Origin of the sequence: Mycobacterium sp. E3198 (genome assembly GCF_001667015.1) — a bacterium.
In the GTDB taxonomy this organism is placed as follows: Bacteria; Actinomycetota; Actinomycetes; order Mycobacteriales; family Mycobacteriaceae; genus Mycobacterium.
The window spans coordinates 55,226-77,625 of sequence record NZ_LZIS01000012.1 but is presented as its reverse complement, the minus strand read 5'-3'; the positions used below and the strand labels follow the sequence as shown (position 1 = coordinate 77,625).

General features: G+C 71.6%; 24 protein-coding genes. 14 read left to right on the top strand and 10 right to left on the bottom strand.

The genetic code is table 11. From position 1 onward, the window contains the following. The first annotated feature begins 157 nt into the window (after positions 1-157). Complete coding sequence (locus A5673_RS02295; RefSeq protein ID WP_231970796.1) at positions 158-799, top strand: sensor domain-containing protein; 642 nt, start codon at positions 158-160, stop codon at positions 797-799. 1 nt (position 800) lies between these two features. Here the strand turns inward: A5673_RS02295 and A5673_RS02290 are convergent, their stop codons facing one another. From A5673_RS02290 to A5673_RS02260, 7 genes are all read right to left on the bottom strand, one after another. Further along, positions 801-1,085, bottom strand: coding sequence for a hypothetical protein (locus A5673_RS02290; RefSeq protein WP_068226873.1), 285 nt, complete (start codon positions 1,083-1,085; stop codon positions 801-803). Between the two features lie 85 nt (positions 1,086-1,170). Beyond that, entirely contained in the window at positions 1,171-2,247 is a 1,077-nt protein-coding gene (mnmA, locus tag A5673_RS02285; RefSeq protein ID WP_197518264.1) for a tRNA 2-thiouridine(34) synthase MnmA, read from the bottom strand. Next, positions 2,248-3,450: a cysteine desulfurase family protein gene (locus A5673_RS02280; protein ID WP_068226872.1), complete on the bottom strand. Its 1,203-nt coding sequence runs from the start codon at positions 3,448-3,450 to the stop codon at positions 2,248-2,250. Positions 3,451-3,483: 33 nt separating this feature from the next. Further along, entirely contained in the window at positions 3,484-4,302 is an 819-nt protein-coding gene (locus tag A5673_RS02275; protein ID WP_068226871.1) for a 1-acyl-sn-glycerol-3-phosphate acyltransferase, read from the bottom strand. Then, a complete protein-coding gene (locus tag A5673_RS02270; RefSeq protein ID WP_068226870.1) occupies positions 4,302-5,147 on the bottom strand; it encodes a GNAT family N-acetyltransferase in 846 nt (281 codons plus the stop codon). Before A5673_RS02270 ends, A5673_RS02275 begins: the two co-directional genes overlap by 1 nt. A 156-nt stretch (positions 5,148-5,303) precedes the next feature. After that, positions 5,304-6,260 (bottom strand): electron transfer flavoprotein subunit alpha/FixB family protein, encoded by a 957-nt coding sequence (locus A5673_RS02265; protein ID WP_068226869.1) that lies wholly within the window; start codon positions 6,258-6,260, stop codon positions 5,304-5,306. 36 nt (positions 6,261-6,296) lie between these two features. After that, positions 6,297-7,097: an electron transfer flavoprotein subunit beta/FixA family protein gene (locus A5673_RS02260; protein ID WP_068226868.1), complete on the bottom strand. Its 801-nt coding sequence runs from the start codon at positions 7,095-7,097 to the stop codon at positions 6,297-6,299. 225 nt (positions 7,098-7,322) lie between these two features. On the opposite strand from A5673_RS02260, the gene A5673_RS02255 reads away from it, so the two are divergent. From A5673_RS02255 to A5673_RS02240, 4 genes are all read left to right on the top strand, one after another. After that, a complete protein-coding gene (locus tag A5673_RS02255; protein ID WP_068226867.1) occupies positions 7,323-8,123 on the top strand; it encodes a bifunctional 2-polyprenyl-6-hydroxyphenol methylase/3-demethylubiquinol 3-O-methyltransferase UbiG in 801 nt (266 codons plus the stop codon). A 26-nt stretch (positions 8,124-8,149) separates the two neighbouring features. Then, the gene (locus A5673_RS02250; RefSeq protein WP_369806456.1) at positions 8,150-9,700 is read left to right on the top strand and encodes a 1,4-alpha-glucan branching protein domain-containing protein; all 1,551 of its coding nucleotides are present in this window, start codon (positions 8,150-8,152) and stop codon (positions 9,698-9,700) included. A 103-nt stretch (positions 9,701-9,803) separates the two neighbouring features. Beyond that, positions 9,804-11,048, top strand: a complete 1,245-nt coding sequence (locus A5673_RS02245) for a glycosyltransferase family 4 protein (protein ID WP_068226865.1) — start codon at positions 9,804-9,806, stop codon at positions 11,046-11,048. A 4-nt stretch (positions 11,049-11,052) separates the two neighbouring features. After that, the gene (locus A5673_RS02240) at positions 11,053-12,402 is read left to right on the top strand and encodes a TIGR01777 family oxidoreductase (protein ID WP_068226864.1); all 1,350 of its coding nucleotides are present in this window, start codon (positions 11,053-11,055) and stop codon (positions 12,400-12,402) included. Here the strand turns inward: A5673_RS02240 and A5673_RS02235 are convergent. From A5673_RS02235 to A5673_RS29440, 3 genes are read right to left on the bottom strand one after another with little or no spacing between them, the layout of a single operon-like run. Beyond that, positions 12,399-13,073 carry a phosphodiesterase gene (locus tag A5673_RS02235; RefSeq protein WP_068226863.1) on the bottom strand — a complete coding sequence of 225 codons (675 nt, stop codon included), beginning with the start codon at positions 13,071-13,073 and terminating at the stop codon, positions 12,399-12,401. The genes A5673_RS02240 and A5673_RS02235 overlap by 4 nt on opposite strands. Positions 13,074-13,118: 45 nt before the next feature. Further along, on the bottom strand, positions 13,119-13,823 hold the full coding sequence (locus tag A5673_RS02230; RefSeq protein ID WP_068226862.1) for a hypothetical protein: 705 nt from the start codon (positions 13,821-13,823) through the stop codon (positions 13,119-13,121). Continuing rightward, positions 13,772-14,014, bottom strand: coding sequence for a hypothetical protein (locus tag A5673_RS29440; protein WP_197518268.1), 243 nt, complete (start codon positions 14,012-14,014; stop codon positions 13,772-13,774). The genes A5673_RS02230 and A5673_RS29440 overlap by 52 nt, the downstream gene beginning before the upstream one ends. Before the next feature lie 200 nt (positions 14,015-14,214). On the opposite strand from A5673_RS29440, the gene A5673_RS02225 reads away from it, so the two are divergent. The 9 genes from A5673_RS02225 (at position 14,215) to A5673_RS02185 (ending at position 22,362) form a co-directional block, all read left to right on the top strand. Then, positions 14,215-14,646 (top strand): STAS domain-containing protein, encoded by a 432-nt coding sequence (locus A5673_RS02225; protein WP_068226861.1) that lies wholly within the window; start codon positions 14,215-14,217, stop codon positions 14,644-14,646. Positions 14,647-14,943: 297 nt separating this feature from the next. Next, positions 14,944-16,050, top strand: a complete 1,107-nt coding sequence (locus A5673_RS02220) for a polyprenyl synthetase family protein (protein ID WP_082958505.1) — start codon at positions 14,944-14,946, stop codon at positions 16,048-16,050. 19 nt (positions 16,051-16,069) lie between these two features. Further along, entirely contained in the window at positions 16,070-17,587 is a 1,518-nt protein-coding gene (gene crtI / locus A5673_RS02215; RefSeq protein WP_068226860.1) for a phytoene desaturase family protein, read from the top strand. Next, complete coding sequence (locus tag A5673_RS02210) at positions 17,584-18,516, top strand: phytoene/squalene synthase family protein (protein WP_068226859.1); 933 nt, start codon at positions 17,584-17,586, stop codon at positions 18,514-18,516. The genes crtI and A5673_RS02210 overlap by 4 nt, the downstream gene beginning before the upstream one ends. Continuing rightward, positions 18,513-18,836 carry a lycopene cyclase domain-containing protein gene (locus tag A5673_RS02205; RefSeq protein ID WP_068226883.1) on the top strand — a complete coding sequence of 108 codons (324 nt, stop codon included), beginning with the start codon at positions 18,513-18,515 and terminating at the stop codon, positions 18,834-18,836. The genes A5673_RS02210 and A5673_RS02205 overlap by 4 nt, the downstream gene beginning before the upstream one ends. Then, positions 18,833-19,144 (top strand): lycopene cyclase domain-containing protein, encoded by a 312-nt coding sequence (locus tag A5673_RS02200; RefSeq protein WP_068226858.1) that lies wholly within the window; start codon positions 18,833-18,835, stop codon positions 19,142-19,144. Before A5673_RS02205 ends, A5673_RS02200 begins: the two co-directional genes overlap by 4 nt. Beyond that, positions 19,131-19,856, top strand: a complete 726-nt coding sequence (locus tag A5673_RS02195; RefSeq protein ID WP_068226857.1) for a class I SAM-dependent methyltransferase — start codon at positions 19,131-19,133, stop codon at positions 19,854-19,856. Before A5673_RS02200 ends, A5673_RS02195 begins: the two co-directional genes overlap by 14 nt. Then, positions 19,853-21,373 carry an FAD-dependent oxidoreductase gene (locus tag A5673_RS02190; RefSeq protein ID WP_068226856.1) on the top strand — a complete coding sequence of 507 codons (1,521 nt, stop codon included), beginning with the start codon at positions 19,853-19,855 and terminating at the stop codon, positions 21,371-21,373. The genes A5673_RS02195 and A5673_RS02190 overlap by 4 nt, the downstream gene beginning before the upstream one ends. Next, complete coding sequence (locus A5673_RS02185; RefSeq protein ID WP_068226855.1) at positions 21,370-22,362, top strand: DUF5914 domain-containing protein; 993 nt, start codon at positions 21,370-21,372, stop codon at positions 22,360-22,362. The genes A5673_RS02190 and A5673_RS02185 overlap by 4 nt, the downstream gene beginning before the upstream one ends. The last annotated feature ends 38 nt before the right edge of the window (positions 22,363-22,400 follow it).

The window sequence follows — 22,400 nt, the reverse complement described above, 5'->3', positions numbered from 1 at the left end:
CCTCGGCGGCCGAGCGGGCCGCGACGCCGGGCCAGGATCCGACGCCGCTGGCGGTCGCGAAAACACTCACCGGCCAACCGTATTCGACGTCGGATCGCACGCCGGTCGCCAGGGGTGTGTGGGGCGGGTAGGTTCAATGCCCAGAAGGGTGCGAAGGGTGTGGCGCGGAGCGAGACTCACGGGGCGGCTGCTGGTATGCGGCGCGGTGCTGCTGACGGCATGCACCCGGGTGGTGGGCGGCACCGCTCTGCCGGGGTTCGGGCCCGGCGCCAAGGGCGTGCAGGGCGTCAACGTCGACACCATCCTGCTGGACCAGCCGCGGATGCGCGCGATCACCGGCGCCGGTGAGCACCTGACGATCATTCCCTCGATGGACGGCAGCCGGCCGGTGGACATCGACGCGCTCGCCGACACCACGCCCGCCGAGTGCCGGTTCCTCTACGCCGAGACGGCCACGTTCGGGCCCGACATCGAGGAGTTCCACAAGACCACGTTCCAGGACCCGCCCGACGGCGCGCTGATCTCCGAGGGCGCCGCGGCCTATCCGGACGTCGACACCGCGCGGCGCGCCTTCGGCGCCCTGGTGACCGCCGTCGGGAACTGCGCGGGCGGCTCGTCGGGCCAGCTTTTGGTCGGTGACTGGACGGCCAACGCCAACTCGCTGCACCTGGGTCCCGGCGGCTGCGGGCGCGACTACCGGGTGCTGTCGGTGGCCATGGTGGAGGTCACGTTCTGCGGCTTCGCGCAATCGGTGTCCGACATCGTGATGACGAACATCACCGCCAACGTGCCCGGTTAGCTCACCAGTGCGCCGTCGTGAACAGCTCGAAATTCGGCCGACCGCAGTGGATCCACATCACGACGTGGAGGGCGGTGAAGGCCACCGAGACCGCCAGGGCGGCCACCGCCAGCGCGTAACCGCTCTGCTCGCGGTGCTGGGCCTGGCGCAGCGCGACGGCGGCGAGGACGCCGCTGAAGATCGGGCTGCCGTACATGCCCATCAGGCTCAGCACGAACGCCGCGATGGCAAGGGCGTTGGTCTGAACTGTCGGCACCTCCCGCGCCGCGACCTGGTGTGTGCTCATGTCTGCCGATTCCTTTCCTGGCTGTCACGGAAAGGCTGCACGACGGCCCTTGGCGCATCCTCAACGAATTCTTGGAGCGCGGCGCTCAGCGCGAGGTAGCGGCGATCGTGGCGCTGCCGAGCACCTCGTCGCCGTCGGCGTCCGGGCGGTACAGCACCAGCGTCTGGCCGCACGCCACCCCGCGCAGCGGGACCCGCAACCGCACGACGAGCTCGTCGTCCACCCGCTCGGCGACGGCTCCGGCCGTTTCGCCGTGCGCCCGGACCTGCACCGCGCACTCGACGGGGCCCCGGGGCGGGGTCCCCGCGGTGAACACCGGGGACCGCCCGACCAGCGCGCGGACGTCGAGGTCGGCGGCCTCGCCCACCCGAACCGTCCCCGTCGCGGCGTCGATGGACGTCACGTACCGCGGGCGGCCGTCGGGTCCCGGCCCGGCGATGCCCAGGCCCTTGCGCTGCCCGATCGTGAAACCGTGCACGCCGTCGTGGGTGGCCAGCACGGCGCCGTCGGCCGCGACGACGGCCCCGCGGCGCACCCCGATCCGCTCGCCCAAAAAGGCCCGGGTGTCCCCCGACGGGATGAAGCAGATGTCGTGGCTGTCGGGCTTGTCCGCGACGGCCAGCCCGCGCCGGGCCGCCTCGGCCCGGATCTGCGGTTTGGGGGTGTCGCCGATCGGAAAGGCCGCGTGCCGCAACTGTTCGGCAGTCAACACGGCCAGCACGTAGGACTGATCCTTGTCCTGGTCGACGGCGCGGCGCAGTCGCCCGTGCGACAACCGCGCATAGTGTCCCGTCGCGACCGTATCGAAGCCCAGCGCAAGGGCTTTCGCCGACAGCGCGGAGAACTTGATCCGCTGGTTGCACCGCACGCAGGGGTTGGGCGTCTCCCCGCGGGCGTACGACTCGACAAAATCGTCGATCACGTCGGCGGAGAACCTCTCCGCGAAATCCCAGATGTAGAAGGGGATTCCGAGGATATCGGCGACGCGGCGCGCGTCCGACGCGTCCTCCTTCGAGCAGCAGCCGCGCGAGCCGGTGCGCAACGCGCCCGGCGCCGAGGACAGCGCCAGGTGCACGCCGACCACGTCGTGCCCGGCGTCGACCATGCGGGCGGCGGCGACCGACGAGTCGACGCCACCACTCATCGCGGCGAGGACCTTCACTTACGGCGCCCCCGCGGCGGCCAGCGTGGCCCGTCGGGCGCGGTCCACGGCCCCGGGCAGCACCCGCAATACGGTGTCGACGTCGGCGTCAACGCTGGTGTGTCCCAAGGAGAGCCGCAACGATCCGCGGGCGCTGGCCGGATCGGCGCCCATCGCGGTCAGCACGTGCGACGGCTGCGCGACACCGGCCGTGCAGGCCGAACCGGTCGAACACTCAATCCCGTTGGCGTCCAACAGCATCAACAGCGCGTCGCCCTCGCAGCCGCGGAAGGTGAAATGCGCGTTGCCGGGCAGCCGTTGGGGGTACCTCCCGCTTGCGGGGGACGGGTCGCGGGCGCCGTTGAGGCTGACGTCGTCGATGCCGGCCAACACCCCATCGACCAGCCGGTCGCGCAGCGCCCGCAGCCGGGCGGCGTTGGGTTCGAGCCCGTCCACCGCGATCCCGGCCGCCACCGCCATGCCCACGGCGCCGGCGACGTCGGGTGTGCCGGAACGGATGTCGCGCTCCTGGCCGCCGCCGTGCGACAGCGGCACGCAGGTGACGTCGCGGCGCAGCAGCAACGCCCCGACGGCGGGCGGACCGCCGAACTTGTGGGCCGTGACGCTCATCGCCGCCAGCCCGCTGGCGGCGAAGTCGACGGGCAACTGCCCCACCGCCTGCACGGCGTCGCTGTGCATCGGAACCCCGAACTCCGCCGCCACGGCGGCCAGTTCGGCGACCGGCAGCACGGTGCCGACCTCGTTGTTGGCCCACATCACCGACACCAGCGCGACGTCGTCGTGGCGGGTGAGCGCCTCGCGCAGCGCGGCCGCCGGCACCGAACCGTCGGCGGCGGTGGGTAGCCAGGTCACCTCGGCGCCCTCGTGCTCGACGAGCCAGTTCACCGAGTCCAGCACGGCGTGGTGCTCGACCTCGCTGGTGACGATGCGCCGGCGCTGGCCATCGGCGGCGCGCCGGGCCCAGTAGATGCCCTTGACGGCCAGGTTGTCGCTCTCGGTGCCGCCCGCGGTGAACAGGACCTCGGACGGGCGCGCGCCCAGCTTGGCCGCGATCAGCTCGCGGGATTCCTCGATCCGCCGCCGCGCCGCCCGGCCGCTGGTGTGCAGCGACGACGCGTTGCCGACGGTGCCCAGCACGGCCGTCATCGCCTCGATTGCGGCGGGGTGCATCGGGGTGGTGGCGGCGTGATCGAGATAGACCATGACGCGCCCCACGATACCTGCAGGTCTGGCTAGCTAAGCCACCAGCACATGGCGCCGGCCCGGGCGCTGCGGCACCCCCACGCCCACCGCCGACTGGCAACGGCGGGCCAGCGCCCGCCGATCGGTGCCCGGCAGCTGCAGAGATTCGACGTGAACGTGCGCCCACGTGCGGCGCACCGCCAGCAACCGGCACATCGACCGCCACAGGGTGTCGTCCCCGACGAAGGCCGGGGCGGTCGACACGCAGCCGTCGACGTGGTGGTAGGTCAACCGCAGCGGCTGCACGGGACGACCGGCGTCGATCGCCGCCTGGAACATCGCCGGATAGAACGACCCGCAGGCCAGCCCGCACCACGTGGTGCCCTCCGGAAACGCCACCACCGTCTGGCCCGCGCGCAGCCGGTGCGCGACGGTGTCGACCACCCCGGGGAGCCGGCGCAGGTTGGCGCGTTCGATGGGGATGATCCTGAGCAGGCGCACCGCGAGGTCGCCGAACAGGTCGGCGCGGGCCACGAAGGACCCGGGCAGCACCGACCCGATGGCGAACACATCCAGCCACGACATGTGCGGGCTCACCACCAGGACCCCGCGCAGGTTCCGGATCGGGCTGCCCGACACGCTGATCCGGACACCGAAGCAACGCAGCACCACCCGGCAGTAGAACCTTTGCACCCGCACCTGGCCCGGCAGGGGCACCAGCGCCAACGGCACCACCGGCGCCAGCAACAGCGCCAGCATGACGCGCAGCGTCACCCGCAGCACCACCCGCCACCTCGGCGAGGCGGGGCCGACAGCCACGCAGCCGCCGTCGCACGTCGCGCGTGGCAGCCAGGAGTGGCCGGCGACGGCCATCAGGCGCCGCCCACCATGTCGGCGGCCGCCGACACGGACCGCAGCCGTTTCAGATATCGGATATCGGCGCGTCGCTTGTCCAGCAGCACGCAGAAGTCGCCGACCCCGAAGTCCGGGTCGTGCGCGGGCTCGCCGCACACCCGGGCGCCCAGCCGCAGGTAGCCGCGCATCAGCGGAGGCACCGCCGGGCGCGGCGGCGCGGGGATGTCGTCGAGGGCCCGCCCGCCGACGCGGACCGGCCGGTACGGGTGCACCCGGTACTGCGGCGGGGCGGCGTGCCGGTCCAGGATGAAGTCGCGGACGCCGCGCAGCTGGCTGCCCGGCACGTCACCGTCGGAGGCTTCGCCGATGGGCACCGACACGCAGCCGGTCACGTAGTCGTAGCCGTAGCGGTCCAGGTAGGCCAGGATGCCCGCCCACATCAGCAGCACCACGCCGCCGTTGCGGTGGCCATCCCGAACCACCGCGCGCCCCATCTCCACCAGCGACGGCCGCAGCGAGTCGAAGGCGCGCACGTCGAATTCCGTTGCGGTGTAAAGCCCCCCGGCCGCGATGGCGCCCGCGGGCGCCAGCATCCGGTAGCAACCCACCAACTCGCCGGTGTCGTCGTCGCGGACCAGAAGGTGGTCGCAGTGCTCGTCGAACCGGTCGACGTCGAGGTGCGCCGCGCCGCTCGTCGGCAGGGTGAATCCCGGTGTGCTGCTGAACACGTCGTACCGCAGCCGCTGCGCCGCCTCGATCAGGCTGGGGTCGGTGGACAGCAACAGCGAATAGCGCGGCCCGGCCGGGCCGGCCGCCGCGCCGTCCGGCTCATCGCTGGCTATCAGGACAGAAGCGATGCTCATGGCAACCAACGTCGCGTAATCGATGAGCTAATCGGCATCGCCGCGCTGACGTGTCGGTGCACGTCAGATGACGAGATATGCGCTGGGTGAACAAAGGTAAAAGCCCCCGACACGCCGGGGTGTCAGGGGCTTTTACGCGGGGTCGTGCCGGAAGGGTTAACCCTTGCGGGCCTTGATCGCGTCGGTCAGCTGCGGGGCCACCTTGAACAGGTCGCCCACCACGCCGTAGTCGGCGATCTCGAAGATCGGCGCCTCTTCGTCCTTGTTGACCGCGATGATCGTCTTGGACGTCTGCATGCCCGCGCGGTGCTGGATCGCCCCGGAGATGCCCAGCGCGATGTAGAGCTGCGGGGACACCGTCTTACCGGTCTGGCCGACCTGGAACTGGCCCGGGTAGTAGCCGGAGTCCACCGCGGCCCGCGACGCGCCGACGGCCGCGCCCAGCGAATCGGCCAGCGCCTCAACGACATTGAAGTTCTCCGCGCTGCCGACGCCGCGGCCGCCGGAGACCACGATGCTGGCCTCGGTCAGCTCCGGGCGGTCACCGGCAACCGCCGGTTCGCGGGCGGTGATCTTGGTGGCGTTCTCGGCGGGCGCCGGAACCTCGACGGTGACCTGCTCACCGGCGCCGGCCTGCGGCTCGGCGTCGATGGCGCCGCCGCGCACGGTGATCACCGGGGTGTCGCCGTTGGCCTGCGACTCGACGGTGAACGCGCCACCGAAGATCGAGTGCACGGCTTTGTTGCCCTCCTGGACGCCCACCACGTCGACCAGCAGGCCGGACCCGATCCGGGCGGCGAGCCGGCCCGCGATCTCCTTGCCGTCGGCGTTGGCGGACAGCAGGATCGCGGCGGGCGAGTTCGACTCGGCCAGCGAGGCGAGCACGTCGACGACCGGGGTGATCAGGTAGTTCTCCGCGTCGTCGGACTCGGCGACGTAGATCTTGGCGGCGCCGGCCTCCTTCAGCCCGTCGGCCAGCGGCGCGGCCGTGCCTGACTTGCCGACCACGACGGCGGCCGGCTCGCCCAGCGCACGGGCGGCGGTGATCAGCTCGGAGGTGACTTTCTTCAGGGCGCCTTCGGCGTGCTCGACGAGCACCAAAACTTCAGCCATGGGTTATGTCGCTCTTCTCGTGTCTAAGGGATTGCGCTAGATGATCTTCTGGCCGACCAGGTACTGGGCGATCTGGTTGCCGCCCTCGCCCTCGTCGCTGACCTTCTCGCCCGCGGTCTTGGGCGGCTTCGGCGTCGACGACAGCACGGTCGAGCCGGCGCTTTCCAGGCCGACCTCGTCGGCCCCGACCTCGATCTCGCCCAGGGTCAGCACCGTGACCTCTTTCTTCTTCGCGGCCATGATGCCCTTGAAGGACGGGAAGCGCGGCTCGTTGATCTTCTCGGTCACGCTCACCACCGCGGGCAGGGTGGCCTCGAGGCTGAAGACGCCGTCGTCGGTCTCGCGCTCCCCGGTGATCTTGCCGCCCTCGACCGACAGCTTGCGCAGGTGGGTCAGCTGCGGCAGGCCCAGGTACTCGGCGATGATCGCCGGGACCGCACCGCCGGAGCCGTCGGTGGATTCGTTGCCGGCGATCACGAGCTCGGTGCCCTCGATGGTGCCCAGCGCCTTCGCCAGGGCCCAGGCGGTCTGAACCACGCAGGAGCCGTGCATGCCGTCGTCCTTGAGGTGGACGGCCTTGTCGGCGCCCATGGACAGCGCCTTGCGGATCGCCTCGGTGGCGCGCTCGGGTCCGGCGGTCAGCACGGTCACCGAGCCCTCGGTGCCGTCGGCGGCTTCCTTCTCGCGAATCTGCAGCGCCTCTTCCACGGCGCGCTCGTTGATCTCATCCAGCACCGCGTCGGCGGCCTCGCGGTCCAGCGTGTAATCGCCGTCGGTGAGCTTGCGCTCCGACCAGGTGTCTGGGACCTGCTTGATCAGGACCACGATGTTCGTCATGAGTCTGGTTCGTCCTCCTCGAAGGGGCCCGCAGCGGTCGACTGCGGGGCCTCGGTCACGCACTTTTGTCTGCACTTGCGTGTTACCGGCGGGTAACTTTGTGCGGTCTGCTCTCACACCATAGCGGGTCACGCAGGCAGTTCTTTCGCCCTGTCCGCCGCTGCCGACAGGGGTGCCCACTTCCCGGTTCGCGAATCGGACACTTCGCGTTAGCCTGCCTATGCAATGAGCGCATACCTGTCGGACGTTCCCCGCGACGTGCCGGGCGACCCCTCGCCGGGGCCCGACGCGGTGTTGACGCTGACGGGCGAGCGCACCATCCCGGATCTGGACATCGAGAACTACTGGTTCCGCCGCCATCAGGTCGTCTACCAGCGCCTGGCGCCGCGCTGCGCGGGCCTCGAGGTGCTCGAGGCGGGCTGCGGCGAGGGGTACGGGGCCGACCTGATCGCCGACGTGGCGCGCCGGGTCGTCGCGGTGGACTACGACGTGGCCGCGGTGGCCCATGTCCGCGCGCGCTACCCCCGCGTGGAGGTCCTGCAGGCCAACCTCGCCGAGCTGCCGCTGCCCGACGCGTCGGTGGACATTGTGGTGAACTTCCAAGTCATCGAGCACCTGTGGGACCAACCACAGTTCGTCGCCGAATGCGCCCGGGTGCTGCGCCCGTCGGGGTCGCTGCTGGTGTCGACCCCTAACCGGATCACCTTCTCCCCGGGCCGTGACACGCCGATCAACCCGTTCCACACCCGCGAGCTCAACGCCGCGGAGCTGACGGAGTTGCTGGTCGACGCCGGCTTCTCCCAGGTCTCGGTCGCCGGCCTGCACCACGGGGCGCGGCTGCGCGAGATGGACGCCCGGCACGGCGGATCCATCATCGACGCGCAGATCGCGCTGGCGGTGGCCGGACAGCCCTGGCCGCCCGGGCTGGCGGCCGACGTCGCGGCCGTCACCTGCGACGACTTCGACATCCTCGACACCGACGTCGACGACAGCCTGGACCTCATCGCGATCGCGGTGCGCCCGTGAGCCCCTCCGGGGCGAGGGTGCCCGGCATGTTCACGCTGGTGCTGCACACCCACCTGCCGTGGCTGGCCCACCACGGCCGCTGGCCGGTCGGCGAGGAGTGGCTGTATCAGTCGTGGGCGGCGTCCTACCTGCCGCTGCTGCGGGTGCTGCACACGCTGGCGGACGAGGATCGGCACCGGCTGATCACACTCGGCGTCACCCCGGTGGTCAACGCCCAGCTGGATGACCCGTACTGCCTGGACGGCATGCACCACTGGCTGGCCAACTGGCGGCTGCGCGCTTATGAAGCCGCCACGGCGCGCACCGCCCCCACCTCGAAGTCGGCCGGCTACCAGTCCTGCACACCGGAAGCGTTGCGGGCCTTCGGTATTCGCGAATGCGCGGAGGCGGACCGGGCGCTGGACGAGTTTGCCACGCTGTGGCGGCACGGCGGCAGCCCGCTGCTACGGGGCCTGGTCGACGCCGGCACGGTCGAGTTGCTCGGCGGTCCGCTGGCCCACCCGTTCCAGCCGCTGCTGAATCCGCGCCTGCGCGAGTTCGCGCTGCGCGAAGGCCTGGCCGACGCGCAGCAGCGGCTGGCGCATCTCCCGACCGGCATCTGGGCGCCCGAGTGCGCGTACGCCCCCGGCATGGAACACGACTACGCCGCCGCGGGGGTCGGGCACTTCATGGTCGACGGCCCGTCGCTGCACGGCGACACCGCCCTGGGCCGGCCCGTCGGCGACACCGATGTGGTCGCGTTCGGGCGCGACCTGCAGGTCAGCTACCGCGTGTGGTCGCCGAAATCCGGCTACCCCGGCCACCCCGCCTATCGCGACTTCCACACCTACGACCACCTGACCGGCCTCAAGCCGGCCCGGGTGACCGGGCGCAACGTGTCCTCGGAGGGCAAGGCGCCGTATGACCCCGAACGCGCCGACCACGCCGTCGACGTCCACGTCGCCGACTTCGTCGACGTGGTCCGCAGCCGGCTGACCAGCGAATCGGAGCGCATCGGGCGCCCCGCCCACGTCATCGCCGCCTTCGACACCGAGCTGTTCGGCCACTGGTGGTACGAGGGCCCGACGTGGCTGGAGCGGGTGCTGCGCGCGCTGCCCGACGCCGGGGTGCGGGTGGGCACGCTGCGCGACGCGATCGACGGCGGCTTCGTCGGTGCCGCGGTCGCCTTGCCGGCCAGCTCGTGGGGTTCGGGCAAGGACTGGCAGGTATGGGCGGGCGAGCAGGTGACCGACCTGGTCCGGCTGAACACCGAGGTGGTCGACACCGCGCTGAGCACGGTCGACAAGGCGCTGTCGCAGACGGCGTCGCTGGACGGGCCGATCCCGCGCGACCACGTCGCCGACCAGATCCTGCGCGAGACGCTGCTCACCGTCTCGAGTGACTGGCCGTTCATGGTGAGCAAGGACTCGGCCGCCGACTACGCCCGCTACCGCGCCCACCTGCACGCGCACGCCACCCGCGAGATCGCCGGGGCGCTGGCCTCGGGCCGGCGCGACGCGGCGCAGCGGCTGGCCGAGGGCTGGAATCGCGCCGACGGTCTGTTCGGCGCCCTGGATGCGCGTAGGCTGCCCCGGTGATGGCAGTTTTCTGCCGCGAGCGTGCGTGTTCGTACGGTGACACGCCGGCGCAGCCGGCATTCTGCGCACGCTCGCGCCGCACGTTTCTCGGGGGGCTCCGCGCGTGAAGATCCTGATGGTCTCGTGGGAGTACCCGCCGGTGGTGATCGGCGGGCTGGGCCGCCACGTGCATCACCTCTCGACCGCGCTGGCCACCGCCGGCCACGAGGTCGTCGTCCTGTCGCGCCGCCCCACGGGCACCGATCCCAGTACGCACCCGTCGTCCGACGAGTCCAGCGAGGGCGTCCGGGTGATCGCCGCGGCGCAGGATCCGCACGAATTCACCTTCGGCGACGACATGATGGCCTGGACCCTGGCGATGGGCCACTCGATGGTCCGCGCCGGGCTCGGCCTGAAGAAACCGGGCACCGACCGGCCGTGGCGTCCCGACGTGGTGCACGCCCACGACTGGCTGGTGGCCCACCCCGCCATCGCGCTCGCCGAATTCTACGACGTACCAATGGTTTCCACGATCCACGCCACCGAGGCCGGGCGGCATTCCGGTTGGGTCTCCGGGCCGATCAGCCGCCAGGTGCACGCGGTGGAATCGTGGCTGGTGCGCGAATCCGACTCGCTGATCACGTGTTCGGCCTCGATGGGCGACGAGATCACCGAGTTGTTCGGCCCCGGCCTCGCCGAGATCACCGTGATCCGCAACGGCATTGACGCGGCGCGCTGGCCGTTCGCGGCGCGACGCCCGCGCCCCGGCCCGGCCGAGCTGCTCTACCTGGGACGCCTCGAGTACGAGAAGGGCGTGCACGACGTCATCGCCGCGCTGCCCCGCGTCCGGCGCATCCATCCGGGCACCACGCTGACCATCGCCGGGGAGGGCACGCAGCTGGACTGGCTCGTCGAGCAGGCGCGTAAGCACCGGGTGCTCAAGGCGATTCGCTTCGTCGGACACCTCGAGCACGCGGAATTGCTCGCGCTACTGCACCGGGCCGACGCCGCGGTGCTGCCCAGCCACTACGAGCCGTTCGGCATCGTCGCGCTGGAGGCCGCCGCGGCCGGCACCCCCCTGGTGACCTCCAACATCGGCGGCCTGGGCGAGGCGGTGATCAACGGGCACACCGGGGTGTCGTGCCCGCCCCGCGACGTCCGGGCGCTGGCCTCGGCGATCCGCGCCGTGCTCGACGACCCACAGGCCGCGCAGCGGCGCGCCCGCGCCGCCCGCGAACGGCTCACCTGCGCCTTCGACTGGCACACGGTGGCCCAGGAGACCGCGCAGGTCTACCTGGCGGCCAAGCGCGGCGAGCGGCAGCCCCGGCCGCGGCTGCCCATCGTCGAGCACGCGTTGCCCGACCGCTGACCTCATGGGCCTGGAATATTCGAGCGTCCTCGACGCGCCCCTCGACGAGGTCTTCGCCTGGCACGCCAGACCGGGCGCCTTCGCCCGACTGTCTCCGCCGTGGCAACCCATGCGGCTGGTCACCGAGGCCGACTCGCTCGAGGACGGCCGCGCCACGCTGGCGCTGCCCGGCGGCCTGCGGTGGGTGGCCGAACACCAGGCGGATTCCTACGATCCACCGCGGCGATTCGTCGACGCCATCGGCGGCGCGGGGGCGGCGTCGCTGCCGGCGCGAATCATGGTGCGGTGGCGGCACACCCACGACTTCGAGGACGCCGGCGACAACCGCACCCGGGTCATCGACCGGGTCGACACGCCGGTGCCCGGGTCGCTGTTGCGCCCCATGTTCGCCTACCGCCACCGCCAGCTGGCCGACGACCTGGCCGCGCACCGGCTGGCCGCCGAGCGCGGCCTGACGCCCAAGACCATCGCCGTCAGCGGATCGTCCGGGCTGGTCGGTTCGGCGCTGACCGCGTTCCTGCGCACCGGCGGGCACCGCGTCATCGCGCTGGTCCGGCACACGCCCACCGGCGGCGACGAGCGGCGCTGGAATCCCGATGACCCCGACTCCGAGCTGCTCGCCGGGGTCGACGCGGTGATCCACCTGGCCGGCGCCTCGATCGCCGGCCGGTTCACCGACGCGCATCGAAAAGCCGTTCGCGACAGCAGGATCGGGCCGACGCGCCGGCTCGCCGAGCTGCTGGGCCGCACCGATCCGCGGCCGTCGGTGTTCGTCTCGGCCTCGGCGATCGGGTACTACGGGTACGACCGCGGCGACGAGACCCTCACCGAGGACAGCGCGCGCGGCGACGGGTTTCTGGCCGACGTCGTCGCCGAGTGGGAGGACGCGACCGGGCCCGCGGAGCGGGCCGGGGTGCGGGCGGTGCGGGTGCGCACCGGCATCGTGCAATCACCCCGCGGCGGCACGCTGAAGCTGATGCGCCCGCTGTTCGCCGCGGGGCTGGGCGGCCGGCTCGGCGACGGCCGGCAATGGCTGTCGTGGATCGGCATCGACGACCTGGTGGACGTCTATCACCGCGCGCTGTGGGACACGGAGCTGTCCGGGCCGGTGAACGCCGTTGCGCCGCAACCGGTCCGCAACGCCGAGTACACCCGCACGCTGGCCCGGGTGCTACGCCGGCCCGCGGTGTTGCCGGTGCCGGCGCTCGGGCCCCGGCTGCTGCTCGGCGAACAGGGCGCCCGCGAACTCGCCTGCGCGAGCCAACGAGTGGTCCCTCAGAAGCTGACCGGTGCCGGGCACCGGTTTCGCCACCCCGATCTCGATGGGGCCCTGCGTCATCTGTTGGGGCGTTAGCCCGCGTCCCGGCCGTCGCGGCTGCGCTGGTAGGCCCGCGCCCGCAGGGCCGCGAGCCAGTCCGGGTAGAGGCTCACCCCCGGCGCGGTGTTGGCGACCGGATCGAACGAAACGTCCGGCTCGGGGTCGAGGACGCCGGTCAGCGTCAGCCGGGCCAGCGGCGCGAAATCTGCTCTGCCGCAGGCCTGGTCGATGGTGAAGACGATGCCGCCGTCGTCGACGGCGCCCCGAACGCTGTCCAGCGACAGGCCGAAACCGTTGACGGTGCTGATGCTTTGGGCCCGCAGCCACCAGATGTTTCCGCGATAACGAAAGGGCATGAGGCTGGTCAGCGTCTGCCCGGTCCACGACGCGGTCGGCCGCAGCGCCGCCGCCCGGGCCAGCACGCCCGAGCCCGCGGACACCAGCAGGATGTCCCAGGGGCTCGCCGTCTGTTCCTGCGGTCCGACGCGGAATGCCAGGCCGACGAAGTCGGGCAGTGCCCCCGGCGTCCCGGCGGCCTTGGAAACCCGCGCCACGACCTCCGAAGACGGCAGGGGCAGCCCGTCGGCCGCGGGCGCGATCCGTTCGATAAAGCCTTCGGCCAGCACGCCGACCGGATGAAAGAACCGGCGGCCGCGCAAGGCGGCTCCCCACTGGAAGGGTTTGGTGACCAGGTCGGAAACGTTCACCGGCGCCGGGTTCCCGTTCTGTCGCGGGAGAAACCACCCGGCCGATCAGGCGGTGCGCGCGGCCGACCGCACGTCGGACGGCGATTGCGGGCGCTGCTCGCCATGGGAATCGATGTAGAGCTGCCGCATCACCGCCTGCCACGTTTCCAGCTCCGGCGTCGAGTTCCACATGCCCTCGTACAACCCGACGATGACGGCGTCGCCGTCGTCGGTCAGGGCGTACACCGGACCACCGAAGTCGCGATTGTCGACGGCCAGGTCGGCAATGGTGAAGCGACCGTTGCTGACCGGGCCCACGGATCCGCACCGCTGGCCGCCGGCCACCCGGAACTGGCACACCGGCAGGCCCTGTCGCGCCTCGACGGTGGGCCCGTCAAGCAAATGGCGTCCGGTCGGCAGCAGGTCCGTGGCGGTCACACCGGCGGCCAGCTTGATGACTTCGTATTCGACGGGCGGCGCCCCGTCGTCGCCGGCGGCGGCGCCGGCCTGTCGGCGGGCCAGCATGACCGTCCCCACCGGATGGCTCTTTTGATCCGTCACCATCGACCCGTCGTCGCATTGACCGCTTGCCAGCGCGACGTGCAATCGCGTTTGCACGAACCCCAGCATGCAGGCCGTGTCACCCTGACGAATTTGCATGCCGGGAAAAACGGTGGTGCCGGCGTCGGCGCGAGCCGTCGGGGCCGCTCCGAAAAGCGTCAGCGCGCATACAAACGCACCTGCCAAACGACAGCCACAAATCGCTTCCATTGGGCCACACCGTCCCTCGCATTGCGGACGGCAGCCGCGTACCCGCTATCGAAACGGCCAAACGGGGCGCTATCGAGCGTCGAGCGGCGGGGCCGGCGAAGCCACGAAACGAAGACTTCGCGGCGCTCGCCGGCTTCGAGATCGCCAGGGAAAGCGCTGATCGGGTCGGCGGCGCGACCGTCGCCGGGCACGGACTCTCCTTTGCAAAACCCGACTCACCGGGGCCGTCGGCGCTAGGCTGGCGTCAGGTTGAGTTCACAGCTGAGTGTCTTGGAGCCCGGTGCTTCCTACGCCGGTCACTCCCCCTTCACCACTCCGATCGGTGCATCCCATGACCGCTCATCGCTTCACAAATTCGCCTGACCCGGGCCGACCCGACCGCTGCCGGTACATGGCCGACTTCAATGGCGCACGGTTGTACGTTTTTGCACGCAGCCTCGGCACCGTGTTGCGCGTCGACGGCGAGATCGACGCGTCCAATGCCAACGACGTGGCCCGCGCAATCCGGCAATTCGCCCGGCTGAAAACTCCCCTGATCCTGGATTTGAGCCGCCTGGAATTTCTGAGCACCGACGGCTTCCGGGCGCTGCTCGTGCTCAACCACGACAACCAAAGGTCCCGGGTGCACTGCAGCGTGGTCGCGGGCGCCGCGCTGCGCCCGCTGCTTCGCATCGTCAACGACCACGGTCTGCCCGTAGTCGGGTCGGTCGCCGAAGCCCTGCAGCTCATCGAGGACATCGTCAGGGCACGGCGGCGGCTGCTCTCGCGGACGCCGCGGCATCTGCGACCGCTGCCCGAACAGCTCACCGCCATCGGTTCCTGACGCCACACGCGTTGCGCGGCTGGCGCATTCGCGTCCGCGGCGGCTCGATCGCGCCCGCACCTCCCTCGGCCCTGTCAAAACACCACTGGCGCACCGCGCGATCATTCAGTAAGTTAATGTTTCAATAACTGAACCGAGCGTGCCGGCCGGGCATGGCCGACCAGTCACGTCGGTGATCGGCCGGAGTTTGTTTTCTCGTCAAAGGGGTACCAACGCGTGAATTCGAGCCGTTCGAGCCAGCGGCTGACCGATCCTGCGAGGGAGGCTTCGGTGCGAGCCGTGCGCGCGTTCCCGGGTGTGCGCCTAGCCGAAGCCACCCTGTGCGGTTCGGCCGCCCTCCCCCATCCCGACCAATTGGACGCCTGGCGAGCGGGTTTGCGGCAGGCGGTGCTCTCGCGCGTCGCCGAATTCGTCGCCGACCGGTGCGTCGAAGCGCTGGGCGCATGCGGCGTCGACGTGGCCGGCGACATCCTGATGGAGTTCGTCAACGGCGGCAAATGCCTGCGCTCGACGTTCATGTTTCTGGGCTGGCTGTGCGGCGAGCCGGCCAGCGACGCGGCGCTGTCGGCGACGGCCAGCCTCGAGCTGCTGCACGCGTTCGCGCTGCTGCAGGACGACGTGATGGACGAATCGGCCTCGCGACGGGGCCGCCCCGCCGCCCACGTGCAATTTGCCGCGTGGCATCGCCGGCGCGGGCTGTCCGGCTCCTCGCGGCGGTTTGGTGAATCGGCCGCCATCCTGCTTGGCGACCTGTGCCTGATCTGGGCCGAACAGATGCTGCGCGACAGCGGTCTGCAGCGCCACCAGTTGCAGCGCGCGTGGCCGCGCTACGACGCCATGCGCACCGAGCTCGCGGTGGGCCAGTTCGCGGATCTTGCGATCGATGGGCGCGACCTGCCTACGATGGAGGCCGTGCTGGCAGTGGCCCGGCGAAAGTCGGGAAACTATACGGTGCGGCGGCCCCTCGAGATCGGCGCCGCCATGGCCGGTTGCGACGACCGGGTGCTGGCAACGCTGGGCGCCTACGGCTCCGCCATCGGCGAAGCGTTCCAGCTGCGCGACGACGTCCTCGGCATCTTCGGATCACCCGCGACGACCGGCAAGCCCACCAACGACCTGGTCGAGCGCAAGGCGACCAGCGTGGTGGTGGCCGCCCATCAGTTGGCCGATGAGCCGACGCGGCGGCAGTTCCGGGAACTGATGACCACCGACCGGCTCGACGGCTCCGCCCTGGACCGCTGGCGAAACCTGATCCTGGACACCGGGGCCGTACACTACATCGAAGAATTGATCGCCGAGCGCGTCGACGAAGCGGTAAAGGCGTTGGATCACATCGCCTTTGGCGACCATCTGACGGCGGCGCTGGTCGATATGGCGGGCCTGTGCACCAGGCGGGCGGCATGAGCGCCGAGGTGTCGCGCTGATGCGTTCGGTGCGGGGGCGAACCGACCGCGTCGTGGTGGTCGGCGCGGGGTTCGCGGGCCTTGCCGCCGCGCTGCATCTGGCCGGTCGCGGCCGCGAAGTCACGGTGCTGGAGCGGGAACCGTGGCCCGGCGGGCGGGCGGGCCGGCGCGACATCGACGGCTACCACATCGACACCGGCCCGACGGTGCTCACCATGCCGGACATCATCGACGAGGCGTTCGCCGCCGTGGGCGAAACGTCCTCGGGACGGCTCGAACTGCTGCCGGTGGATCCCGCCTACCGGGCGATGTTCGACGACGGCAGCGCCCTCGACGTCCACACCGACGCCGACCGGATGGCGCAAGCGGTGCGGGATTTCGCGGGCCCGCACCAGGCCGATGGTTACCGGCGGTTGCGCGATTGGCTGGACCGGTTGTACCGCACCGAATTCGACGGCTTCATCGCGGCGAACTTCGACTCGCCGCTGTCGCTGCTGAACGGCCGGCTGGCCAGGCTGACGGCGCTCGGCGGATTCCGCCGCTGGGACACGATGGTCAAGCGCCACATCAGCGACGCGCGGTTGCGCCGGGTCTTCACCTTCCAGTCGTTGTACGCCGGTGTCGCGCCGCAACACGCGCTGGCGGTGTATGCGGTGATCGCCTACATGGACACCGTCGCCGGCGTGTTCTTTCCGCGCGGCGGCGTGCGCGCGCTGCCCGACGCGCTGGCGGCGGCCGCCGCCGACGCGGGGGTCCGGTTCTGTTACGGGTCGACGGTCACCGAGCTCGAGCGCACCGGCGAGCGGATCACCGCTGTCCACACGCAGGAGCGGCGCTTCGCCTGCGACGCGGTGGTCCTGACGACCGAGCTGCCGCAGACCTACCGCCTGCTCGGCCGGCGGCCGCGGCGGATCCTCCCGCTGCGCGCGGCGCCGTCGGCCGTGGTGCTGCACGTGGGCTGCCGCCCCGCCCCGTCGCAAAGCGCCCACCACACCATCCTTTTCGGCTCGGCCTGGGACCGAACATTCGACGACATCATCCGCGACGGCCGGCTCATGACGGACCCGTCACTGCTGGTCACCCGCCCGACGGCCGGCGACCCGAGCCTGGCCCCCGCAGGCCGCGACCTGCTCTACGTGCTTGCCCCGGCGCCGAACCTCTCCCGCGGCGACATCGACTGGTCGCGCACCGGCGGCGCGTACGCGGACTCCCTGCTCGAGGTCGTGCAGGACAGGCTGCTGCCCGGCCTGCGCGACGACGCCCGCCTGTTGCATGTCGACACCCCGGCCGACTGGGCCCGCCAGGGCATGGCGGCCGGCACGCCGTTTGCGCTGGCGCATACGTTCGCCCAGACCGGGCCGTTCCGGCCGGCCAACACGGTGCGCGGCATCGAGAACGCGGTGCTGGCCGGGTCGTCGACGCTGCCGGGCGTGGGGGTGCCGACCACGCTGATCTCCGGGCGATTGGCCGCCGACCGCATCACCGGGATGGCCGGCCGGACAACCACAACCGTCGACCTGCGGGCGGGATCGCGATGATCCGCGCGGAGCTGGACGCCGCCGGGATCTCGGACGCCCGCCTGCGCGCGGCCTATCGGAGCTGCCGGCAGATCGCCGCCGCGCATGGCCGCACCTATTTCCTCGCCACGCGCCTGCTCGCCCCGGACCAGCGACCGGCCGTGCACGCGCTGTACGGCTTCGCCCGACACGCCGACGACATCCTCGACGAGCTCGACCCGGCGCTGGACGTCGGGGCGCGAGCCGAGCGGCTGCAGCGGCTGGCGGAGCGCTTCTTCGCGGGCGGCGATCATTGCGACGAGCCCGTCCTCGCCGCGGTCGACGACACGGTGCGCCGCTACGGGATCCCCGCGGATCTGTTCGAGGACTTTCTCGACTCGATGCGGATGGACCTCACCGTCACCGACTATCCGGACCGGGCGGCGCTGGGCCGCTACATGCGCGGCTCCGCGGAAGTCATTGGCCTGCAGATGCTTCCGATCCTGGGCACGGTAAGTTCCGCCGACGAGGCGGCCCCGTACGCGGCGGCGCTGGGCCGCGCGTTCCAGCTCACCAACTTCCTGCGGGACGTCGACGAGGACCTGGCGCGGAACCGGATCTATCTGCCGGCCGACGAACTCGACGCGTTCGGCGTGGACCGCGAGCTGCTGCTGTGGTGTCACGCCCACCGGCGCACCCACGCCCGGGTGCGCGCGGCGCTGGCGGCCCAACACGACATCACCCGGGCGATCTACCGCTACGCGGCCGACGGGATCGCGATGCTGGCCCCACGGTCCCGGCCGTGCGTTTCCACCGCGTTGACGCTGTACTCCGAGATACTGGATTGCATTGAGGACAGCGACTTCTCGGTGTTCACCCGGCGTGCCACCGTCGGCAACGCACGGCGGCTCCGGGTCGCCGGTGGCGCGCTGCTGCAGTCGTGGCGGGCCCGGATCAGGGGTGCGGCGTGAGCGACCGGTGGCAGTACCTGATCGTGCTCGGCCTCTGCCTGGCGATCACGGCTCCGCTGGAGCTGTTCGGCACCGGCGTCTACCGCCAGCCGCGCCGGCTCGCGCGGGCCGTGCTCCCGGTGGCGGCGCTGTTCCTCGTCTGGGACGCGGTGGCGATCGGCGCCGGGGTGTGGACCTACAACGGCGAGTACATCACCGGCCTGCACATCCCCTTCGGGGTGCCCATCGAGGAAGTGCTGTTCTTCCTGGTGATTCCGCTGTGCGGCCTGCTGACCTACAACGCCGTGAGCGCCATCCTCGATCGGAGCAGGCGCCGGTGACCGGCCTGGGCTACACCGTTCCGGCGATCGCGTCGGTCCTGGCGGTCTGCGCGCTGGAGTTCGCGCTGTTGCGCACCGGCCTGTTCCGGCGGCCCGCCTACTGGCTGTCGATGGTGATCGTGCTCGGTTTTCAGGTTCCGGTCGACGGCTGGCTGACCAAACGCAGCGCCCCGATCGTGATCTACAACCAACGCCAGACCAGCGGCGCGCGGTTTCCCTTCGACATCCCCGTCGAGGACTTCCTGTTCGGCTTCGCGCTGGTCACCGCCGTGCTGCTGCTGTGGGAGCGTCACCGTGCGGGTCGCTAAGACGGGCCTGCCCCGCGCCGACGTGCCCGGGGCCTTCGACGGCGGCGCGGCGGCCTACGACCGGCTGGTCGGCGCGAACCCGTCCTACCACGCGAACCTTGCGCGCTCGGCGCGCCGCATGCGGCTGCCCGAACGGGGCCGCGGCCTGCGCCTGCTCGACGCGGGCTGCGGCACCGGGGCGTCGACGGCCGCGCTGCTGGCGGTGGCCCCCGACGCTCAGATCGTCGCCGTCGACGCCGCGAACGGAATGCTCGACGCCGCGCGGGCAAAGGCGTGGCCACCGTCGGTCCGGTTCGTGCACGCGCGCGTCGAGGAACTGGCCGAGCACGGCGTCACCGGGCCGTTCGACGGCATCCTGGCCGCCTACCTGCTGCGCAACCTCGCCGACCCGGACGCACAGCTCCGCGCGTTCCGCGCCCTGCTTCGCCCCGGCGGCACGCTGGCGCTGCACGAGTACTCCGTGCGCGATTCGGCTGCCGCGACCGCTATCTGGCACGCGGTGTGCTGGGGCATCATCATCCCGGCCGGCTGGTGGCGCACCCGCGACACCACCCTGTATCGGCATCTGTGGCGCAGCGTCCTCGCGTTCGACGGGGCGGCGCGGTTGCGGCGGCGGCTGCGCGATGCGGGATTCACCGGCGTGCGCAGCGCCACCATGCCGGGCTGGGAACACGACGTCGTGCACACCTTCTTGGGCGAGGCCCCGCAATGACCGACCGCCGCCGACGCATCCACCCGGCAACGCCGGGCCTGCCCGACGCGGGCGCGCTCCCGTCGCGGCCCCGCGCGGTGGTCGTCGGCGCCGGAATCGCCGGTCTGACGGCCGCCACCGCGCTCGCCGAGCGGGGCGTCGCCGTGGACCTGCTGGAACGCGAGGCCTACCTCGGCGGCCGGGTCGGCGGCTGGACCGAACACCACGACGGCGCCGAACTCGCGATGAACCGCGGGTTCCACGCCTTCTTCCGCCAGTACTACAACCTGCGGGCCCTGCTGCGGCGGGTCGACCCACGGCTGCGCATGCTCGTGCCCGTCGAGGATTACCCGCTGATCGACGGTGCCGGCCGCCGCGACAGCTTCCGCGGATTGCCCCGCACCCCGCCGTGGAACGCGTTGGCGTTCGCGTTGCGCAGCCCGACGTTTTCACTCGGCGACCTGGCGCGCATCAACGCCCCGGCCGCCGCGCCACTGGCGGCGGTGTCGGTGCCCGACATCTACCGACGGCTGGACCACGTCGACGCCGAGACCTTCCTCAAGAGCATCAACTTTCCCGAGTCCGCGCGCCACCTCGCGTTCGAGGTGTTCTCGCGCAGCTTCTTCGCCGAGCCGGCGAACCTGTCCGCCGCCGAGTTGGCGACCATGTTCCACATCTACTTCCTGGGCTCCAGCGAGGGCCTGGTCTTCGACGTCGCCGCCGCGAACTTCGATGCCGCACTGTGGAATCCGCTTGGCGACTACCTGCGGGACCGGGGCGTCCGGGTGCACCTCGGCGCGCGCGTGTCCCGCATCGACCCCGGGGCCGCGAAAACCCTTCGCGTTTACACCGATTCGGGCGAACACCTCGACGCGGACGCGGTCGTGCTGGCGCTCGACGTCGGCGGCCTGCAGCAGGTGGCGAGCGCGTCGCCCGGGCTGGGCGACGATCCGTGGCGCACCCGGATCCGGCGGCTGCGCACGGCACCGTCGTTCGTGGTGCACCGGCTCTGGCTCGACCGGCCGGTCGAGTCGCGCCGGCCCGCCTTCCTCGGCACCGCCGGTCACGAGCCGCTCGACAACATCAGCGTCCTCGAGCGCTACGAACGCGAGGCCGCCGCGTGGGCACGGCACCACGGTGGATCCGTCGTCGAATTGCACTCGTACGCCGCAGCTGCCGACCTGCCCGCCGGGGCGGCGATCGGGCGGCTGCACGCGCTGTATCCCGAAACCGCCTCGGCGCGCATAGTTTACGAACGCGAACTGCGCCGCAGCGATTGCCCGCTGTTCGCGCCCGGCATGTACCCGCAACGCCCGACGGTCGCCACGCCGCACCCCGGGCTGGTGCTGGCCGGCGACGGGATCCGCATCGACCTGCCGGTGGCGTTGATGGAACGCGCGGCCACCACCGGGTGGTCGGCCGCCAACCGGCTGCTGGGGTCGTGGGGCCTGGCCGGCCACGAACTGTGCACGGTTCCCACCCGCGGGCGGTCGCCGCTGCTGCGCGCGCTCGCCGAGCGGCAGGGGCGGCGGCGATGAGCCTCGTCGACCGCTTGCGCCGGCGGTCGAAGGACTGGCCCGTCGGTGTGATCCCGCGCGCCGCTTGGACACAGCAGCGCCCGACCTATCGAGAGGCGCAGCCGGCGATCATCGACGCCGCGCTGGAACGCTCCCAGCGGCGGCCGACCGGGAACTGGTATGCGTTCGCCGCCAGCCGTGACGTGCGCGCCGGTCACCCCCACGGAGCGCGCGTCGCGGGCGTCGACCTGGTCGCCTGGCGGGACAGGCACCGCCGGCTGCGGGTCGGTCCCGCAAGCTGCCCGCACCTGGGCGCCGACCTCGCGACGGGGCTGGTGCGCGATGGCATCCTGTACTGCCGATGGCACGGGCTGGCCCTCGACGGCGAGAGGTGCGAATTGCGTTGGCGGCCTTTCCCCAGTCACGACGACGGCGTGCTGGCGTGGGTGCGCCTCGACTCCGTGGGCGGCGAAGCCCCGCTCGACGAGCCGGTCATTGCGCCGAGGCCCTCGAAGGGCACCCTGACGGCGGTCACCCGCCTGGTCGGCCGCTGCGAACCGGCCGACATCGTCGCCAACCGGCTCGACCCCTGGCACGGGGCGTGGTTCCACCCTTACTCGTTCACCCGGCTCGACGTGCTCACCACCCCGACCGAGGAGGACGACCGGTTTTTGGTCTCGGTCACCTTCCGGATGGGCCGCTTCGGCGTGCCCGTCATCGCCGAGTTCACCGCCCCCGAGGCGCGCACCGTCGTGATGCGCATCATCGAGGGCGAGGGAACCGGCAGCGTCGTCGAAACCCATGCGACGCCAATCGGTTTGGGGTCCGACGGCCGACCCAGCGTTGCCGTCGTCGAGGCCACCGTCGCGACGTCGCAGCGCCCCGGTTTCACCGCCGCCCGCCGCGCGGGCCCGCTGATCACCCCGCTGATGCGCTATGCCGCCACCCGGTTGTGGCGTGACGACCTGGCCTACGCGGAGCGCCGCTACCGAAGACGCGCGGGTGGCTAACATGGACGTGCCGCAGCACGTGCCACCACCGGAAGTAC

Coding starts and splice junctions, on each gene's coding strand:
- A5673_RS02290 (WP_068226873.1), bottom strand. CDS start 1,085: ATGAGCACACACCAGGTCGCGGCGCGGGAGGTGCCGACAGTTCAGACC.
- A5673_RS02280 (WP_068226872.1), bottom strand. CDS start 3,450: ATGGTCTATCTCGATCACGCCGCCACCACCCCGATGCACCCCGCCGCA.
- A5673_RS02275 (WP_068226871.1), bottom strand. CDS start 4,302: ATGGCCGTCGCCGGCCACTCCTGGCTGCCACGCGCGACGTGCGACGGC.
- A5673_RS02270 (WP_068226870.1), bottom strand. CDS start 5,147: ATGAGCATCGCTTCTGTCCTGATAGCCAGCGATGAGCCGGACGGCGCG.
- A5673_RS02265 (WP_068226869.1), bottom strand. CDS start 6,260: ATGGCTGAAGTTTTGGTGCTCGTCGAGCACGCCGAAGGCGCCCTGAAG.
- A5673_RS02260 (WP_068226868.1), bottom strand. CDS start 7,097: ATGACGAACATCGTGGTCCTGATCAAGCAGGTCCCAGACACCTGGTCG.
- A5673_RS02255 (WP_068226867.1), top strand. CDS start 7,323: ATGAGCGCATACCTGTCGGACGTTCCCCGCGACGTGCCGGGCGACCCC.
- A5673_RS02250 (WP_369806456.1), top strand. CDS start 8,150: ATGTTCACGCTGGTGCTGCACACCCACCTGCCGTGGCTGGCCCACCAC.
- A5673_RS02240 (WP_068226864.1), top strand. CDS start 11,053: ATGGGCCTGGAATATTCGAGCGTCCTCGACGCGCCCCTCGACGAGGTC.
- A5673_RS02230 (WP_068226862.1), bottom strand. CDS start 13,823: ATGGAAGCGATTTGTGGCTGTCGTTTGGCAGGTGCGTTTGTATGCGCG.
- A5673_RS02225 (WP_068226861.1), top strand. CDS start 14,215: ATGGCCGACTTCAATGGCGCACGGTTGTACGTTTTTGCACGCAGCCTC.
- crtI (WP_068226860.1), top strand. CDS start 16,070: ATGCGTTCGGTGCGGGGGCGAACCGACCGCGTCGTGGTGGTCGGCGCG.
- A5673_RS02210 (WP_068226859.1), top strand. CDS start 17,584: ATGATCCGCGCGGAGCTGGACGCCGCCGGGATCTCGGACGCCCGCCTG.
- A5673_RS02190 (WP_068226856.1), top strand. CDS start 19,853: ATGACCGACCGCCGCCGACGCATCCACCCGGCAACGCCGGGCCTGCCC.
- A5673_RS02185 (WP_068226855.1), top strand. CDS start 21,370: ATGAGCCTCGTCGACCGCTTGCGCCGGCGGTCGAAGGACTGGCCCGTC.